At 33.3% G+C, this 16,643-nt stretch carries 16 protein-coding genes and 1 riboswitch; of the genes, 9 read left to right on the top strand and 7 right to left on the bottom strand.

Annotation, left to right across the window (positions count from 1 at the left end; translation table 11 throughout):
• Positions 1-9 precede the first annotated feature (9 nt).
• From carB to OD803_RS07950, 4 genes are all read left to right on the top strand, one after another.
• Positions 10-2,862, top strand: a complete 2,853-nt coding sequence (gene carB / locus OD803_RS07965; RefSeq protein ID WP_262733038.1) for a carbamoyl-phosphate synthase large subunit — start codon at positions 10-12, stop codon at positions 2,860-2,862.
• Positions 2,863-2,939: 77 nt separating this feature from the next.
• Positions 2,940-3,461 carry an ankyrin repeat domain-containing protein gene (locus tag OD803_RS07960; protein WP_262733037.1) on the top strand — a complete coding sequence of 174 codons (522 nt, stop codon included), beginning with the start codon at positions 2,940-2,942 and terminating at the stop codon, positions 3,459-3,461.
• A gap of 7 nt (positions 3,462-3,468) precedes the next feature.
• A complete protein-coding gene (locus OD803_RS07955) occupies positions 3,469-4,266 on the top strand; it encodes a T9SS type A sorting domain-containing protein (protein ID WP_134199800.1) in 798 nt (265 codons plus the stop codon).
• A 118-nt stretch (positions 4,267-4,384) separates the two neighbouring features.
• A complete protein-coding gene (locus OD803_RS07950) occupies positions 4,385-5,176 on the top strand; it encodes a T9SS type A sorting domain-containing protein (RefSeq protein ID WP_262733036.1) in 792 nt (263 codons plus the stop codon).
• Positions 5,177-5,181: 5 nt separating this feature from the next.
• On the opposite strand, the gene OD803_RS07945 is transcribed toward OD803_RS07950, so the two are convergent.
• From OD803_RS07945 to OD803_RS07925, 5 genes are all read right to left on the bottom strand, one after another.
• Positions 5,182-5,745, bottom strand: a complete 564-nt coding sequence (locus OD803_RS07945) for an acyl-CoA thioesterase (RefSeq protein ID WP_370450275.1) — start codon at positions 5,743-5,745, stop codon at positions 5,182-5,184.
• On the bottom strand, positions 5,732-7,123 hold the full coding sequence (gene rmuC / locus OD803_RS07940; protein WP_262733035.1) for a DNA recombination protein RmuC: 1,392 nt from the start codon (positions 7,121-7,123) through the stop codon (positions 5,732-5,734). Before rmuC ends, OD803_RS07945 begins: the two co-directional genes overlap by 14 nt.
• A 107-nt stretch (positions 7,124-7,230) precedes the next feature.
• Positions 7,231-8,025 (bottom strand): ABC transporter ATP-binding protein, encoded by a 795-nt coding sequence (locus OD803_RS07935; RefSeq protein WP_262733034.1) that lies wholly within the window; start codon positions 8,023-8,025, stop codon positions 7,231-7,233.
• A 111-nt stretch (positions 8,026-8,136) separates the two neighbouring features.
• The gene (locus OD803_RS07930) at positions 8,137-9,165 is read right to left on the bottom strand and encodes a FecCD family ABC transporter permease (protein ID WP_262733033.1); all 1,029 of its coding nucleotides are present in this window, start codon (positions 9,163-9,165) and stop codon (positions 8,137-8,139) included.
• A complete protein-coding gene (locus OD803_RS07925) occupies positions 9,166-10,314 on the bottom strand; it encodes an ABC transporter substrate-binding protein (RefSeq protein ID WP_262733032.1) in 1,149 nt (382 codons plus the stop codon).
• 68 nt (positions 10,315-10,382) lie between these two features.
• Positions 10,383-10,620: riboswitch (cobalamin riboswitch) on the top strand.
• Between the two features lie 67 nt (positions 10,621-10,687).
• Between OD803_RS07925 and OD803_RS07920 the strand changes: the two genes are divergently transcribed.
• On the top strand, positions 10,688-12,616 hold the full coding sequence (locus OD803_RS07920) for a TonB-dependent receptor plug domain-containing protein (protein WP_262733031.1): 1,929 nt from the start codon (positions 10,688-10,690) through the stop codon (positions 12,614-12,616).
• Between the two features lie 34 nt (positions 12,617-12,650).
• Here the strand turns inward: OD803_RS07920 and OD803_RS07915 are convergent, their stop codons facing one another.
• On the bottom strand, positions 12,651-14,114 hold the full coding sequence (locus OD803_RS07915; RefSeq protein ID WP_262733030.1) for a S41 family peptidase: 1,464 nt from the start codon (positions 14,112-14,114) through the stop codon (positions 12,651-12,653).
• A gap of 163 nt (positions 14,115-14,277) precedes the next feature.
• Here OD803_RS07915 and OD803_RS07910 point away from each other — a divergent pair, with 163 nt between their 5' ends.
• Genes OD803_RS07910 through OD803_RS07895 form a run of 4 tightly spaced genes read left to right on the top strand, consistent with a single transcriptional unit; the run spans position 14,278 to position 16,402 of the window.
• Positions 14,278-14,787: an RNA polymerase sigma factor gene (locus OD803_RS07910; RefSeq protein ID WP_129761321.1), complete on the top strand. Its 510-nt coding sequence runs from the start codon at positions 14,278-14,280 to the stop codon at positions 14,785-14,787.
• On the top strand, positions 14,774-15,262 hold the full coding sequence (locus OD803_RS07905) for a hypothetical protein (RefSeq protein WP_129761322.1): 489 nt from the start codon (positions 14,774-14,776) through the stop codon (positions 15,260-15,262). The genes OD803_RS07910 and OD803_RS07905 overlap by 14 nt, the downstream gene beginning before the upstream one ends.
• A gap of 14 nt (positions 15,263-15,276) precedes the next feature.
• Positions 15,277-15,843, top strand: coding sequence for a DUF4252 domain-containing protein (locus OD803_RS07900; protein WP_129761323.1), 567 nt, complete (start codon positions 15,277-15,279; stop codon positions 15,841-15,843).
• A 7-nt stretch (positions 15,844-15,850) separates the two neighbouring features.
• Positions 15,851-16,402 (top strand): DUF4252 domain-containing protein, encoded by a 552-nt coding sequence (locus tag OD803_RS07895; protein ID WP_262733029.1) that lies wholly within the window; start codon positions 15,851-15,853, stop codon positions 16,400-16,402.
• Positions 16,403-16,443: 41 nt separating this feature from the next.
• On the opposite strand, the gene OD803_RS07890 is transcribed toward OD803_RS07895, so the two are convergent.
• The gene (locus OD803_RS07890; protein WP_129761325.1) at positions 16,444-16,632 is read right to left on the bottom strand and encodes a hypothetical protein; all 189 of its coding nucleotides are present in this window, start codon (positions 16,630-16,632) and stop codon (positions 16,444-16,446) included.
• Positions 16,633-16,643: the final 11 nt, after the last annotated feature.

The raw sequence follows: 16,643 nt of genomic DNA, 5'->3' as shown, positions 1-16,643 counted from the left end.
CACAACACAATGCCAAAGAATAAAAACATAAGCTCTGTATTAATTATTGGATCAGGACCTATCATTATTGGTCAAGCATGCGAGTTTGACTACTCAGGATCTCAAGCACTACGATCGTTAAGAGAAGAAGGAATCGAAACCATTTTAATTAATTCTAATCCTGCAACAATCATGACTGATCCAAAAATGGCAGATCATGTGTATTTGTTGCCGCTTACTACAAAATCTATTGTTAAAATATTAAAAGAGCATCCGCAAATTGATGCTGTTTTACCAACAATGGGAGGACAAACTGCTTTAAACCTTTGTATTGAAGCAGATGAAAAAGGGATTTGGGAAGACTTTGGTGTAAAAATTATTGGTGTAAATATTGATGCAATTAACATTACCGAAGACAGAGAGAAGTTTAGAGAGTTAATGTTAAAAATTGGAGTTGGAATGGCACCACAAGCTACAGCAACTTCGTTTTTAAAAGGTAAAGAAATAGCTCAAGAGTTTGGTTTTCCATTATGTATTAGAGCATCGTTTACCTTAGGTGGAGCAGGAGCTTCAATTGTTTACAATGAAGAAGAGTTTGATGAAGCCTTGACTAGAGGTTTAGAAATCTCACCAATTCATGAGGTGATGATTGATAAAGCGATGATGGGTTGGAAAGAGTATGAGTTGGAGTTATTACGCGATAAGAATGATAACGTAGTTATTATTTGTACTATTGAAAATATGGATCCAATGGGAATTCATACAGGAGACTCTATTACTGTGGCGCCTGCAATGACACTTTCAGATAGTACATTCCAGAAAATGCGTGATATGGCTATACTTATGATGCGTAGTATAGGTGATTTTGCAGGAGGATGTAACGTACAGTTTGCGGTAAGTCCAGATGAAGAAGAAGAAATTATCGCTATTGAAATTAACCCTCGTGTATCGCGTTCTTCAGCATTAGCGAGTAAAGCAACAGGTTATCCTATTGCAAAAATTGCTGCTAAGTTGGCTATTGGGTATCATTTAGATGAATTAGAAAATCAAATTACCAAGTCTACTTCGGCATTGTTTGAGCCAACTTTAGACTACGTAATCGTAAAAATACCTCGTTGGAACTTTGATAAGTTTGAAGGGTCTGATAGAACATTAGGACTTCAAATGAAAGCTGTTGGAGAAGTGATGGCAATTGGTCGTTCATTCCAAGAAGCACTTCATAAAGCAACACAATCATTAGAAATAAAACGAAATGGTCTTGGTGCAGATGGTAAAGGGTATAAAGATTATGACCAAATAATCGAGAAACTTACTTATGCAAGTTGGGATCGTGTATTTGTGATTTATGATGCTATTCAAATGGGAATTCCATTAAGCAGAATTCATGAAATCACAAAAATTGATATGTGGTTCTTAAAGCAATACGAAGAATTGTATATGTTGGAAAAAGAAATTTCAACATTCACTATAGATACTATAGACAGAGACTTGTTGCTAGAAGCTAAACAAAAAGGGTATGGAGATCGTCAAATTGCGCACATGCTAAACTGTTTAGAAAGTGAAGTCTATAACAAGCGTGATGAGTTAAAAATTAATCGTGTTTATAAACTTGTAGATACATGTGCTGCTGAGTTTAAAGCACAAACACCATATTACTATTCTACATTTGAAAACGAATTAGAAACAGCTGATGGCAAACTATATTCAGCTAATGAAAGTGTAGTTTCAGATAAGAAAAAAATAATTGTTTTAGGTTCTGGACCAAACAGAATTGGGCAAGGAATTGAATTTGATTATTGCTGTGTGCATGGAGTATTGGCGAGTGCTGAATGTGGTTACGAAACAATTATGATTAATTGTAATCCTGAAACCGTTTCAACCGATTTTGACATCGCTGATAAACTGTACTTTGAACCAGTATTCTGGGAACATATTTACGACATCATTCGTCATGAAAAACCAGAAGGTGTTATCGTTCAACTTGGCGGTCAAACAGCACTTAAACTTGCTGAAAAATTAGACCGTTACGGAATAAAAATTATCGGAACTACATACCAATCTTTAGATTTAGCTGAAGATAGAGGAAGCTTCTCTACCTTACTTAAAGAGAATAACATTCCTTATCCAGAGTTTGATACTGCCGAAACTGCTGATGAAGCCTTAGCTGTAGCTGATAAGTTAGATTTCCCAATCTTGGTAAGACCATCTTATGTATTAGGAGGTCAAGGCATGAAAATTGTAATTAACAAGAAGGAACTAGAAGAGCATGTCGTTGACTTACTTCGTAAAATACCAAATAACAAACTCTTATTAGACCATTATTTAGATGGTGCTATTGAAGCAGAAGCTGATGCTATTTGCGATGGTGAAAACGTTTACATTATTGGTATAATGGAGCATATTGAACCTTGCGGAATTCACTCAGGTGATAGTAATGCAACATTACCTCCTTTTAACCTTGGAGATTTAGTATTAGAACAAATAAAAGATCACACCAAAAAGATTGCATTAGCTTTAAATACTGTTGGGTTAATCAATATCCAGTTTGCTATTAAAGATGATAAAGTTTACATAATAGAAGCTAATCCTAGAGCGTCTCGTACTGTGCCTTTCATAGCAAAAGCGTATGGCGAACCTTATGTAAACTATGCTACTAAAATCATGTTAGGCGATAAAAAAGTAACCGATTTTGACTTTAATCCTAAGCTTGAAGGTTATGCAATAAAGCAACCAGTATTCTCATTTAATAAGTTTCCAAACGTAAATAAAAAGTTAGGACCAGAAATGAAGAGTACAGGAGAAAGTATCTTGTTTATTGATAGCCTAAAAGACGATGAATTTTACAACTTGTACTCAAGACGTAAAATGTATTTGAGCAAATAGCAGTAAAAATCGATAAACGGTTAATACAATCTCCTAAAAATTACTACTTTAGCCTTGTGTAACTCAAGTAGTATAGAATGAAGCTAAAAGGCTTTTTGTTAATAGTGAGTGTATTAGTATCAGGTTTTGCTTTTTCTCAGCAAGATATTTTTGATGCAGCTCGTTTTGGTACAATTGATGATGTAAAAGAATTAATTGCTAAAAACCCAGACACTATTAATGTGGTTGATGCTTCAGGATATTCTCCATTAACATTGGCATGCTACAGAGGAAATGATAAGGTCGCTATATTTTTAGCATCAAAAGTTGAGGATATTGATGGCGAAAGTAAATACGGAACACCATTAATGGCTGCAGTTTATAAAAACAGGGAAGCAGTTGTTAAAGTACTTTTAGAGCATGGTGCAGACCCAAATTTAGCAGATGCTAATGGAACCTCTCCTTTACATTATGCTATTATTATGAGAAACAAAACCATAATTAAACAATTGGTTGAGGCGAATGCTGACACGAGTACTAAAGACAATAGAGGAAATACAGCAATAGATTACGCGAATATGACTCAAGATGAGGAAATTATTAATCTTATTGTAAAATAATATAAATATGAAAAAAACTACTTTGGCTTTAATAGCTTTTTTAAGTTTAACAACATACACTTTTAGTCAAACCTATTCCACTGGTATGATAGAATTATCTACAACACCAGGATTAGAATACTCAGCGCAGATTGATGTTACAACAGATGAAGTAACATTAACGCTAATTGGACCAAGTGATAGATGGTTAGGTTTAGGCTTTGATGCAGTAAGTATGACTTCTGGTAGAGATGTTGTTATTTTTGATGGTACAGACCTTACTGACAGGCATTTTGGGTATCCTGGTCAGCCTAATGATGAACCTGCAATAGGTTTTACGCCAACTTTAGATGAAAGACAAGATTGGACTATTATGTCTAATAATGTTACTTCAGGAGTAAGAACATTAGTTGCAACAAGAGATAGAGATACCGGAAATGTTAATGATTATGTGTTTACAACATCTGCGTCATCTATAAATTTGGTTTGGGCAAGAGGGTTTGAATCAAGTTTTGTTTTAGACTATCATGGATTTTCTAATAGAGGAATCACAATGCAATCTTTTACTTTAAGTAATGAAGAGGTTGTTGCAACAGAGTTTTCAATAGCTCCAAATCCAGCTAAATCAAGATTTAATATATCTGTGCCTAGAATGGATGGTGTTGTAAAAATGGAAGTGTTTGATGTATTAGGTAAAAAAATATACACTAAAGAGCTTAATCAATTATCGACTACTATTGATATTTCAAAATGGAATAGTGGTGTGTATTTAGTGAGGTTAGCTACAAAAAATAATATCTCTACTAAGCGCTTTGTGAAGCAGTAGGTTGATAGTCAGTTAAATAAATTTAAGCCATTGATTTTAGTCAATGGCTTTTTTGATTAAATAAAAACTTATCTATCAATCACATAATTTATTATATTAGCTGTAAATAAACCTATTTATGAAAAAAATTACGCTTTTTTTAGTTGCATTTTTAATGACATCATTCGCTTTCTGTCAAACTTATTCTACAGGAGAGATTGTATTATTAGATGATGGAGAGTTGTATTACTCTGCGCAAATTGATGTCACTTCAACCTTAGTAACTTTAACATTAGATGGTCCAGATAATCGGTTTTTAGGTTTAGGATTTGGAACATCAAGTATGATTGCAGGTGATGATGTTATTATATATGACGGAACCTCTATTTCTGATAGATATTTTGGTTTTCCAGGGCAACCAGATGGTTCTGATGCTATTGGAATTGAACCTTCTGTTGATGCCAATCAAAATTGGACAATAACATCCAACACATTAGATGGAGAGCAAAGAACAATAGTAGCTACTAGAGCTTTAGATACAGGAGAAACAAATGATTATGTGTTTTCTACATCTGATACTTCAATTGAATTAGTTTGGTCTTTTGGGTTTAGTTATACTATAGGCTATCATGGAGAAAATAAAGGTGTTACTATGCAATCGTTCACATTAGGGGATGAAGAGGTTTCTCAAGCAAATCAAGAATTCACAATCTCACCTAATCCTGCTACGACTAGGTTAAATATTCGTTTACCACAAGGACAACAAAATGCTGTTGTAAATGTGTATGATGTGCTAGGAAAAAGGGTGTATTCTAAGGAACTTAACTCACTAACAGCTTCAATTGATGTTTCTAAATGGAATACAGGTGTTTATTTAGTAAAAGTATCTGCTAATAACTTTACACAAACCAGACGATTTGTAAAGCAGTAATACTATTAGCTTTCAGGTAATTCTATCTTAATCTTGTAGCCTTTTAAGTCTTCAATATAATTGTCAAGTGCAAAGGAATCACTACTAAACTCTTGTTGACGATGTATTTTAGTGTCTTTACGTTTTATGGCTTTTAAAAACCGTTTTACTTCGGTTTTATCGTTTAAAATTAAACCAGGAACATCAACAGTTTTTCCATTATCATCTTTAGCAACCATAGTAAAGTAAGATGAATTACAATGCTTTACAGTTCCGGTTTGAATGTTTTCAGATTCCACACGAATACCAACAACCATGGATGTACGACCAACATAATTTACAGAGGCTTTCATGGTAACCAACTCACCAATTTCAATAGGGTTTAAAAAATCAACCGTATCAACCGATGCTGTTACACAATAGGCTTCAGAATGCTTTGAGGCACAAGCAAAAGCAATTTGATCCATTAAACTTAAAATATAACCACCATGAATTTTTCCACCAAAATTAGAGTGCGAAGGTTGCATGAGTTGTGAGATAGAAACTCTAGAAGAATCAACGGGTTTAAAATTGTGTTTACTCATCGTCATCGTTTATAGCGCGTTTTAAAATTGGTTCTGGTAGTGATTTTTTGGCTTTGGCACCCATTTTTTTAAGTTTTTCTACACGACCAATAATGTTTCCTTTGCCTTCTACTAGTTTATTCATCGCTGCTGAATAGTCACTTTTTGCTGCATCTATTTTTTTGCCAACACCTGTTAAATCAGAAACTAAACCTTCAAATTTATCATAAAGTGCACCTGCTTGTTTTGCGATTTCCAAGGCATTACGTTGTTGCTTTTCGTTGCTCCACATCGTGTCAACAGTTCGCAATGTTGCTAAAAGGGTAGAAGGTGTAACGATTACAATATTCTTCTCAAAGGCTTTGTTGTAAAGTGTATTGTCTTCGTTTATAGCAATGGCAAAAGCAGGTTCAATAGGAATAAACATCAATACAAAATCTGGAGATTCCATATCGTATAAATCCTCGTATTTCTTTTCTGAAAGCTGATTAACGTGTTTGTTTATGGAGTTAACGTGCGCTTTTAAATGCATTGCTTTTTCGTCATCTTCAGCATTTGCAAAACGTTCGTAATCGGTAAGTGATACTTTACTATCTATAATCATGCGTTTGCCATCTGGTAAATGTAGGACAACATCAGGCATAACACGCGAACCATCTTCACGATTAAAGTTTTGTTGAACAAAATATTCGCGGTCTTTTTCCAGTCCAGATTTTTCTAAAACACGCTCTAAAACCAATTCGCCCCAATTACCTTGCATTTTGCTGTCGCCTTTTAAAGCTTTGGTTAGGTTATTGGCTTCTATGGTCATTTTTTGATTAAGATCTTTAAGTCCTAAAAGTTGTTCTTTTAAAGCCGAATGCATGCTGATGCTTTCCTTTTGAGAATCTTCAACTTTCTTTTCAAACGTTTGGATTTTTTCTTGAAGCGGATTCAGAATTTGTTTAATGTTTTCTTTATTCTGAATGGTAAATTTTTCACTTTTTTCATCAAGAATTTTACTCGCCATTAATTCAAAATCTTTACGTAGTTGCTCTTGTTGTTTAGCAAGCTCTTCGTCGCGTTTAAGGTTTTGTTCTTGAAGGTTTTCAAGCTCTGTATTTCTTCTAGAAAGTTCGGTGTTTAAAAGGTCTTTTTCTTTTCTAATGGTTTCGCGTTCTGTTTCAATTTTAGAAATAGTGTCTTTTAAATCTTGTAATTGCTGATTAAAAAGTGCGTTTTGTTTTTGGTTTTCAGATTCGGTATTTAATTTTATGTCTTCAAGCTGTTTGCTTAAGTTGGTATTGCGTTCTTCAAGCGTGCTAGTATTTCCTTTGCTTTTTAATTGAGCAAATTTTAAGCCCAAAAAAGCACCTATTCCAGCAGAAAAAATAATAGCGATAAATAAAATGAGTGTTTCAGTCATACAGTGAAAAGAATTTTATCAAAGATAAATGATTTAGTCTGAAATTGAAATCGAATTTGAAACAGAAACCTAAATTACGGTTTTAAATTTGTTTCATTTTCAAAGCATTACTTTTTCACTCTAAAACTTCCAGTTTTCTCATCAAAAGCGATCATATCTTCAGGAAATAATTCATTAAAAACACCTTTTGAAATTAAGTTACAAGGTGTATCAGAAATTACTTGTGAATGTGTCATCACTATCATTTTATCACACAGTTGAATGGCTAAATCAATTTCGTGAGAAGAAAACAAAATGGTTTTGTTGGTGTCTTTTGCCAAGGTTTTTAAAAGCTTTAAAATATAGGCTTTGTGATACATGTCTAGATGGGTTGTGGGTTCATCTAGAATAATTAAATGTGTGTCTTGAGCCAATGCTCTCGCAATCATAACTTTTTGAAGTTGACCATCGCTTAATTCAAAGCATTTTTTGTCTTTCAACTGCTGAATGTTGGTTTGTAATAAAGCCTTTTCTATAATGGAAATATCATTTTCAGAGAGATTGCCAACCCAGTTCGTGTAAGGTTGTCTGCCTAAAGCAACCAATTCAAAAACGGTTAAATTTTTTGATGCAGGTTGTTCGGTAAGTACTACGCTCAAGCTCTTGGAAAGCTCTAAATGCGAGGCGTTGTCAAGTAATTTATCATTAATAAAAACAGAGCCATTTAATGGTGATTGTACTTTAGTAAGTGTTCGTAATAAAGTAGATTTTCCAATACCATTGGCACCAACCAAACCTACCAATTCACCTTGTTGTAGCGCAATGTTTACATCATCAGCAACAACGGTTTGATGTTTTTTTTGTGCGTAACCGATGGTTAGACTTTCAGTTTTTAGAATAGTATGTGGTTGCGTTTTTGTCACAAATATTTTGTTTTGTCATTCTGCGCTACGACGCAGAATCTATTTTTTTTGGATTCCGCATCAAGTGTGTAATGACAGTCTTGGTTCTTTTGTCTTGATTCTTGTATCTCATTAAAACAACATTTTACGTTTACGTACCAATAACCAAATCACAACTGGCGCACCGATTAATGAGGTTATGGCGTTAATAGGTAAAGTGTAATCGCTTGTAGGCAATTGCGCAATACTATCACAAATAAGCATGACTATGGCACCAAACAAAAACACAGCAGGTAATAACACTTTGTGGTTGGCTGTTGTAAAAACTTGACGAACCATATGCGGAATGGCTAATCCTATAAAAGCAATTGGTCCAGCAAAAGCCGTAATAGTTCCTGCTAATAAACTTGTTGCAATTATAATGATAAACCGACTTTGATTAATGTTCAACCCAAGACTTTTAGCGTAATTTTCACCCAATAAAAGTGTATTTAAGGCTTTGATTGAGATGATACTCATAAATAATCCTAGGAGATAAATGCAGAAGAAAATAAACAACTCGTTCCAAGATAGGTTTCCTAAACTACCAAATCCCCAAAAAATGTATTGCTGTAGTTGTTCGGCAGAACTAAAGTAGGAGAGTACACTGACAACCGCAGAGGTAATGCTACCAAACATTAACCCAATGATTAAAATAGCCATGGTATCTCTTACTTTTAAAGACACAGCTAAAACAGATAGTAACACTAAAAAACTACCTAAACTAGCCGCAATAACCACGCTCCATTTTGAAAGTAAAAGTGTAGCAAGACTGCCACCAAAAATTCCTGCACCAAGAATTATAATAGCGACTCCTAAGCTAGCTCCAGAGCTAATACCTAACACAAACGGACCAGCCAATGGGTTTCTAAACAAGGTTTGCATCAATAATCCGGAAATGCCTAAGCCAGAACCTACTAAAACCGCTGTAAATGCTTTCGGTAATCTGTAGTTGTGAATAATGTAATGCCAAGAATCGTTGTCAATGGTGGTAAATAAACTTTTAAATACGGATGTTACAGGAATAGATACCGAACCTAGGCTGATATTACCTAAAAAGCATACCAATAACGTTACAATTAGAATTGTAAACGGCACTTTGTATGTAGTTTGATTAGTCAACTATTCTAACGGTTTAAAAAAATGAGTTTCGTATTCTGGTAATAATTCAGGGTGACACACTTTTATAATGTCTTTTAAAACCAAATCAGGTCTTGCAGTACCTTCTTCATAGTAGGTAACACCACCAGTTGCTCCTGTAACATTTACAAATGAATATATTGTTTTGTTTTTAAAGGCGTCAAATTCGGTGTAGTGTTCGTTAGCGTTTTTTAAAGCTTCTAATGAATTATAATACGACGGACTTAACCAAATATCTGCCGATTTTCCTTTTGTAAAAACAGCTTCAAAACTTAATGCTAAACTGCCTTCACCAGCAACGTCTTGCCAAAGGTAATTTACGTTGGCGTCTTTTAAAAGTTGTGCTTCAGGGCTTGTGCCACTAGGTAAATACCAAACATCTTTATGAAGCGCACCACTTAAAACAGTTGGTGTGTTTTTAACCTTTGAAGCCAATGTTTTTGCATCGTTATACGCTTTTTCAATACTGTTGAAAATAGAATCGGCTTCAACAGTTTTGTTGTAAAGTGCACCAAAAAATTTAATCCATTCGGCTTTTGCAAGTGGTGATTTTTCAACCCAATCGCCATTGTACATGACTGGAATACCAGATTTTTTAATGGTTTCAAAGGTTTTATTATTGCCATCAATACCAAAACCTACAACAACTTCAGGTTGTAACTCTAGCAAAACTTCGGTGTTGATACCTTCATTCTTTCCTAATTCTCTAATGCTTTCAGCATTTATTAAAGCTCTGGTTTTTTCAGATGAAATATAATCGGTTCCAGGAAAACCAACCAAGGTTTCTTCTACACCCAACAATTCTAAAGCAGGAATATGTGTTGTAGATGTCACGACTATTTTTTCAACAGGTGTTGCAATAATGCCATCGTACTCATCACTATTTAAGGTAATTGTAGCAAGATTTTCTCTTGGGATTAAAGCATATTTAAACGATTTTTCAGCTTTAGGCCATGGACTTTTTATAGTTAAAACTTTGTAGTGGCCATGATTTATAATACTAAAGCCTTCAGCATGCAAACGTATAATTTCTGAATAGTCTTTTGCAGGTAATCGGTCTGTGATACTGTTTTTATTGTCTTTACATGCAAAACAGATAATTAAAAGTAGAATTGGAAATAGTTTTCTCACTGTGTATTTATTTTCATTCAAAAGTAATATTATTTAACCTTATAGGTAAAACATTAAACAAAATGTTTAATTTTGCGGCGAATTTTGGTTCGAGATTGTTGTTTTAATCTCGATTAAAAGGGAATCTGGTGAGAGTATTATTTTCAAGTCCAGAACTGTTCCCGCAACTGTAAGCATATTGCTCAATTTAATTGGGCATCTCTTTAGCGAAGAGTTGTTGTGCACTTCAATAAACCACTGGTGAAAACTGGGAAGGTAACACAACAAAATGTAAGTCAGGAGACCTGCCAATTTCAAAAAAATAATAAGTCGAACTTTCGGGATAAAGGTTTGAGTATGCATTACCATACTTTCTCGAACAATTAATTTTAAAATGAACAAAAAAACATTGTTTTTTGGTGTGTTTTGTGCTACTTCAATTTTTGGATTTGCACAACAACAAACTGATTCTACGCAAGTAGAACAACTAGATGAGGTCGTGATTACCGACTCAAAATTCAACTTAAAACGTGAAAATTCAGGTAAAGTAATTACCAAAATCACCCAAGAAGAACTTCAGCATTTACAAGGAAAAACCATAGCTGAAATTATCAATGCTACAGCAGGAATTGAAATTAACGGAACAAAAAGTAATGCTGGACAAAATTTAGCATATTACGTTAGAGGTGGTAGAAACCGTCAGGTTTTGGTGTTGATAGATGGTATTGCATTAACCGATCCTTCGCAAATAGCTAACGATTACGATTTACGTTTGTTAAATCCAGATCAAGTAGAGAGTATTGAGATTTTAAAAGGGGCTTCTAGTACATTATATGGTACTGGAGCTGCAACAGCAGTCATCAATATTAAATTGAAAAAAGCTTCAAAAGATACTGTTTCAGCAAACTTTAGCAGTGTTTTTGGAACTAACCAATCACATGATGATAGTAATTATGCTATCGAAGATTTTAGAAATAGTGTGTCAGTAAATGGAACCATTGGTGAGTTTAATTACTTAGCTAGTTTTGGTAATCAGTTTACTGATGGTTTATCTGCAATGGAGGCTGGAACCGAATCTGATGCTTACAATGCTATAAATGGTAATTTGAAATTAGGATACACATTTTCCAAGCAATTTAAACTGAATGCTTATGGAAGTTTTGATAAGTTTAAAGCCGATTTTGATGACGCTTCAACGTTTTCAGATGCAAACAATCATTCTACAAGTAAGCAGTATCGTATTGGGATTGCGCCAGAGTTTAGCTATAACAAAGGAAGCATTACTTTAAACGCTGCATATAATGATGTTGAACGTATTGTAGAGTCGAGTTATCCTGCTGAATACTATGCTACAAGTTTGGTGGCAGATCTTTTTAACAGATATAATTTTAATGACAAGTTCTATACTATTTTAGGTGTGAATTTTCAGGAGAACGATATGGAAAGCTATGTGATTCCTTTTGGATCAACCAATTTAGAACAAAGCATTGATCCAGAAGCTGCAACTTTCAACATTGTTGATCCTTATGCTAATGTGGTGTATGTTTCTGATTTTGGTTTGAATGTCAATGCTGGAGCACGTTTAAACAATCATAGTGAATATGGAAGTCATTTGGTTTACAGTTTAAATCCATCCTATAGAAAAAGTTTCAATTTTGGATATTTAAAAGGAATGGCTAGTTACAGTACAGCATATATTACACCTTCATTGTATCAATTATTTGAACCTGCTTACGGAAATGCCGATTTAAAACCTGAAGAAAATGAAACTATAGAAGTTGGTGTTGAAGCAGGAATTAAAGACAAAGCTACGTTCAGTTTAGTGTATTTTACTAGAAACGAAATTAATTTTATCGATTTTGTGGACATGGGTAATTTTGTGTACCAATACGATAATGTAGATAAGGATTTTACAGCAAGCGGTTTAGAATTTACAGCTAATTATAGTATTACAAACGCGCTAAAATTAAACGCTAATGTTACCTATACAAAGGTAGAAGATGATTTGAATTTAAGAATTCCTGAATTGAAAGGAAATGCACGATTGGATTATAAACTATCTGATGCTACATTTTTAAGTTTAGCGTACCAATATAATGATGATAGAAATGATGCCTATTTTAACAATACTACTTTTGCAACAGAAGACGTTACTTTAAAAAGTTATAGCTTATTAGATTTTTACGTAAGCCATACTATTTTGGAGAGCAAGCTGAAGTTGTTTGCTAACGTAAACAATATCTTTAATGAAGATTACCAAGAATTATTTGGGTATTCAACACGAGGAAGAAATGTTAATATAGGTTTTAACCTAAGTCTATAAAACAAAAAAATCCGCTCATTTCGAGCGGATTTTTTTATTGATTAAATTCTTTTTTAATGATGGATATAAACTCATTATCTATATACATTTCATCTTCAAAAGGTTTTAGATTTATATCTTTTTTTACAGGAGTTAATTGAGGTGTATTTCTTATACTTTGGTCAATGCTATATCTTCCTAAGCTACTTTCAATATCAGCTAAAGCAGCAGCAAGTAAAGGCTCGTTTTCATCACCTAAAATTCCGAAATTTAATACGCTTTCGTTGATTTCAAAACCAACATCAGGAACTAAACCACTAGAAGGGACCACACCATCATTAGCATTTACTGAAATAGCTACCAAAGGTTGCATAGCATAAGTGTGGTTTGGGTTAACATCATTAGGTCCTAGGTCAGGAGAATCGTAAATAGTTACCGAAGCTTGTGATTTTCCTGTTGTGTTGTCTCCAATATGAACAACATCAATATACTCGCCTAAACTGTTTATAATCATTTCGCTGGCAGAAGCAGATCTATTGGTAGTAAGAACATAAACTTTATCAAGATTTAAACTATTAATGGAATTGCCATTAAAGCTATTAGTAAAATTAAAAGTTGAATTTAGTTCTTGTAAATCATCGTTATAATTCAATTTTGAAAACACAGAACCGTTAAATTGACCAGTGATCATACTTCCTAATAACCTTGCAGTGTCTACAGATCCTCCTCCATTATATCTTAAGTCTAAAACTAAATGTTGTACGTTGTTAGCTTGAAAATCTGCAAAGGCATTATTTAATTGGTTATTAAAATCGGCAGTAAAACCATTGTATAATAAATACCCAACATTTTCACCTCCAACATTAATAATTTCAGTAGTATGAACAGGGTTTTCGGTATATTCAACTTTAGTTAAACTACTTGTAGAACCATTGGAAACAATGGAGTCGTCATCAGTCTCAGTAGTTCCATTGTCATTATAATCAGCAAAATGAAGTGTGTAAGTGTCTTGACCAAAAAGTGAGCTTAAATTACTTTCAGTAAGTTCAACACCATCAACGGCATGTATAATTTGTCCACGTTGTAACCCAAGATTCGAAGCTTCACTATTGTTAAGTACTAACCTTATAATTCCAAATACATCAGTAGTACTTCCTGGTTCATAATAAAAATTGAACTCAAGTCCGTTGCTTTTACTCACACCACTTAGCGCTTGTTGTAAAGCAATATAATCATCAACTATAATACTAAACCTGTCAACTGTTTGTCTTTGATAAATTAAACTTTCAAAGAGTTCTTCGGGTGAAGAAAAGCTATTTAGGTAATTGCCATATTCTTCATTACTTGTAAATCTGTCATTCGCCAAATCGGGTATTTCAGCTTTGTATAAATACACAGCATTCATACCTTTCCATACAAAATCATGTATACTGCTTGATAAAATAACATTGTCATCTCTATCTTCAAAGCAACTTGTGGTTAGACTACCAAAGATGATGGCAATTAGTAGGGTTCTCATAATTTTCATAATAATTCTTTTTTCAAAACATACATACTATATATGTCTATTAAACTCTAAATTTACTTACAATATTGTAAATTAAAAATTAATTGTAACAAAATTGAAAGTGTATCGTCGTAATGATAGAACGGGATAAAAACCGTCTAACTAACCAAACAAAATGACACAAACTGATTTTATAAAATTAGTAATGCCTTTTAAGGATAAGGTTTACAGGCTAGCAAAACGCTTGTTGGTATCTAGTGAGGAAGCCGAAGATGCTACTCAAGAGATCTTACTGAAGTTATGGAAAAACAAAGTAAAAATTTCTGAGTATAAAAATGTAGAAGCTTTTTCCATGACCATGACAAAGAATTTTTGCCTTGACCGATTAAAATCCAAACAGGCACAAAATTTAAAGATAGTACACAGTAACTATCAAGATAATAATGTGTCGTTGCAAAAACAGGTAGAGCTTAATGATAGTGTAGACTGGGTGTCTAAAATAATGGAAGAGCTACCAGAACAGCAAAAAATAATTTTGCAACTGAGAGATATAGAAGAGTATGAGTTTGAAGAAATAGCAAAAGTGTTGGACATGAATGAAACAGCCATACGAGTAGCACTCTCAAGAGCAAGAAAAACAATAAGAGAAAAATTAACTAATACACATAGTTATGGTATTAAATAACATAGAAAAATTACTTGAAAAGTACGAAAACGGAGAAACTACTTTAAAAGAAGAGCAACACTTAAAACACTATTTTGCACAAGAGGAAGTCGCTCCACATTTAGAGTCTTACAAAGCCATGTTTAACTACTTTCAGGTAACAAAACAAGAGCAGTTTACCAAAGACGTTCCATTAAAATCTAGAAACAAAAATTTGTATAAATGGATTTCTGTCGCAGCAGTAGCAGTTCTTATGGTGTCGGTTTTTACCTTCACCAATAAAGAGGAAGGATTGGGAAGCCTTAATGAAGAACAATTGTTGGCCTACAATCAAACCAAAGAAGCGCTAAGTCTTTTATCATCTAAGTTTAATGATGGAGCAAGTAGCTTAAATGCTTTAACACTTGCGTCTCAAAATTTAGAAAAAGGCGTAGACCACATGAGCTTAATTAATGAGTTCAACACATCGACAAACAAAATTTTTAAAACAAACTAGAAAAACAGAAAAAAATGAAAAAATTAGTTGTAATTGCAGTTTTGGCTTTGATGCCAATAGTATCTTTCGGACAAAGCATTTTTGATAAATACGAAGATCAAGAAGGAGTCACTTCGGTTATAGTAAACCAAAAAATGTTTAGCATGCTTGCTGGTATTAACATAGATTTAGATGACCCAGAAGCACAACAATTTTTAGAAATGGCTAAAAAGATAACAGGATTAAAAGTATTTACTACAGGAGATGAAGCCGTTTCAAAAGATATGAATGCAACAGTAACATCTTACCTAAAAGGTTCTAGCTTACAAGAATTAATGAGAATAAAAGATGGAGACCAAACAGTAAAATTCTACGTAAAAGAAGGTAAAGATGAAAACCATGTTAAGGAGCTATTAATGTTCATTAATGGGTTAAAAGAAGTAACTAAAGGTGCTGACATTGAAATAAACGGAAAGAAAAGAGAAATTGAAACCGTTTTATTATCATTAACAGGAGATATAGATTTACGTCAAATATCTAAGTTAACAAGCAATATGAATGTACCTGGTGGAGAGCACTTAAAGAAAGCTAACAAAAACTAATCAACCAATGATAACATCAATCAAAAAATCAATTATGCTGATGGCTTTGGTTACAACTTTAGTAAGTTGTAACCAAGGTCCAACATTACAAACCTATTTTGTAGACAATGAGTTAAGTCCAGGATTTATCTCTGGAGATGTGCCTGCAAGTATTATTAATATTGAAGAAATTGAGAATCTTACTGACGATCAAAAAGAAGCTTACGAGTCTATTGATAAGCTTAATATTTTAGCATACCAAATTAATGAGACTAATAAAGAAGGTTATGAGGTGGAGCTTAAAAAAGTAAAAGAGATTCTTAAAAATGATAAGTATGAAGAATTGATGAGAGGTGGAAATACTTCAGACGGAAAGTTTGTAATAAAATTTATTGGTGAATCTGAAACAAGTATTGATGAGCTTATTTTATTTGGTGATGCTAAAGATAAAGGATTTGTTGTTGCCAGAGTTTTAGGTGATGATATGAATGCAGGAAAACTAATGAAACTATCTGGTGTTTTGGAACAAGCAGATTTAGACAATGACCAATTAGAAAGTTTTAAAAACTTTTTTAAATAAACTGATAGTTATTTAAAATGTTAATAGAAAATCACCTTGTATTATTCAGGGTGATTTTTGTTTTCTATATCTTTTAAAAAGTGAATCACCAAATACACTGCAAAAAGTGCAAACCCTACAAATAATAAGGTTTTAATCATAAAATTATCTAGTACATTAAAAATGCCTGCCACAAAAAAACATAAAGTTAATACTGAGGCATATATTAAAGCTAGTGTATCTTTACTCATAAGATAAGTTC

Source organism: Gaetbulibacter sp. NE (assembly GCF_025548475.1).
Lineage (GTDB): Bacteria > Bacteroidota > Bacteroidia > Flavobacteriales > Flavobacteriaceae > Gaetbulibacter_B > Gaetbulibacter_B jejuensis.
This window is presented reverse-complemented; position numbering and strand designations above follow the sequence as displayed.

What these genes read in the sequence shown, in the direction of transcription:
- OD803_RS07895 (WP_262733029.1), top strand. Translation starts at nt 15,851, where the DNA reads ATGATAACATCAATCAAAAAATCAATTATGCTGATGGCTTTGGTTACA.
- OD803_RS07955 (WP_134199800.1), top strand. Translation starts at nt 3,469, where the DNA reads ATGAAAAAAACTACTTTGGCTTTAATAGCTTTTTTAAGTTTAACAACA.
- OD803_RS07960 (WP_262733037.1), top strand. Translation starts at nt 2,940, where the DNA reads ATGAAGCTAAAAGGCTTTTTGTTAATAGTGAGTGTATTAGTATCAGGT.
- OD803_RS07945 (WP_370450275.1), bottom strand. Translation starts at nt 5,745, where the DNA reads ATGACGATGAGTAAACACAATTTTAAACCCGTTGATTCTTCTAGAGTT.
- OD803_RS07905 (WP_129761322.1), top strand. Translation starts at nt 14,774, where the DNA reads ATGGTATTAAATAACATAGAAAAATTACTTGAAAAGTACGAAAACGGA.
- OD803_RS07915 (WP_262733030.1), bottom strand. Translation starts at nt 14,114, where the DNA reads ATGAGAACCCTACTAATTGCCATCATCTTTGGTAGTCTAACCACAAGT.
- OD803_RS07950 (WP_262733036.1), top strand. Translation starts at nt 4,385, where the DNA reads ATGAAAAAAATTACGCTTTTTTTAGTTGCATTTTTAATGACATCATTC.
- carB (WP_262733038.1), top strand. Translation starts at nt 10, where the DNA reads ATGCCAAAGAATAAAAACATAAGCTCTGTATTAATTATTGGATCAGGA.
- OD803_RS07900 (WP_129761323.1), top strand. Translation starts at nt 15,277, where the DNA reads ATGAAAAAATTAGTTGTAATTGCAGTTTTGGCTTTGATGCCAATAGTA.
- OD803_RS07920 (WP_262733031.1), top strand. Translation starts at nt 10,688, where the DNA reads ATGAACAAAAAAACATTGTTTTTTGGTGTGTTTTGTGCTACTTCAATT.
- OD803_RS07890 (WP_129761325.1), bottom strand. Translation starts at nt 16,632, where the DNA reads ATGAGTAAAGATACACTAGCTTTAATATATGCCTCAGTATTAACTTTA.
- OD803_RS07910 (WP_129761321.1), top strand. Translation starts at nt 14,278, where the DNA reads ATGACACAAACTGATTTTATAAAATTAGTAATGCCTTTTAAGGATAAG.
- rmuC (WP_262733035.1), bottom strand. Translation starts at nt 7,123, where the DNA reads ATGACTGAAACACTCATTTTATTTATCGCTATTATTTTTTCTGCTGGA.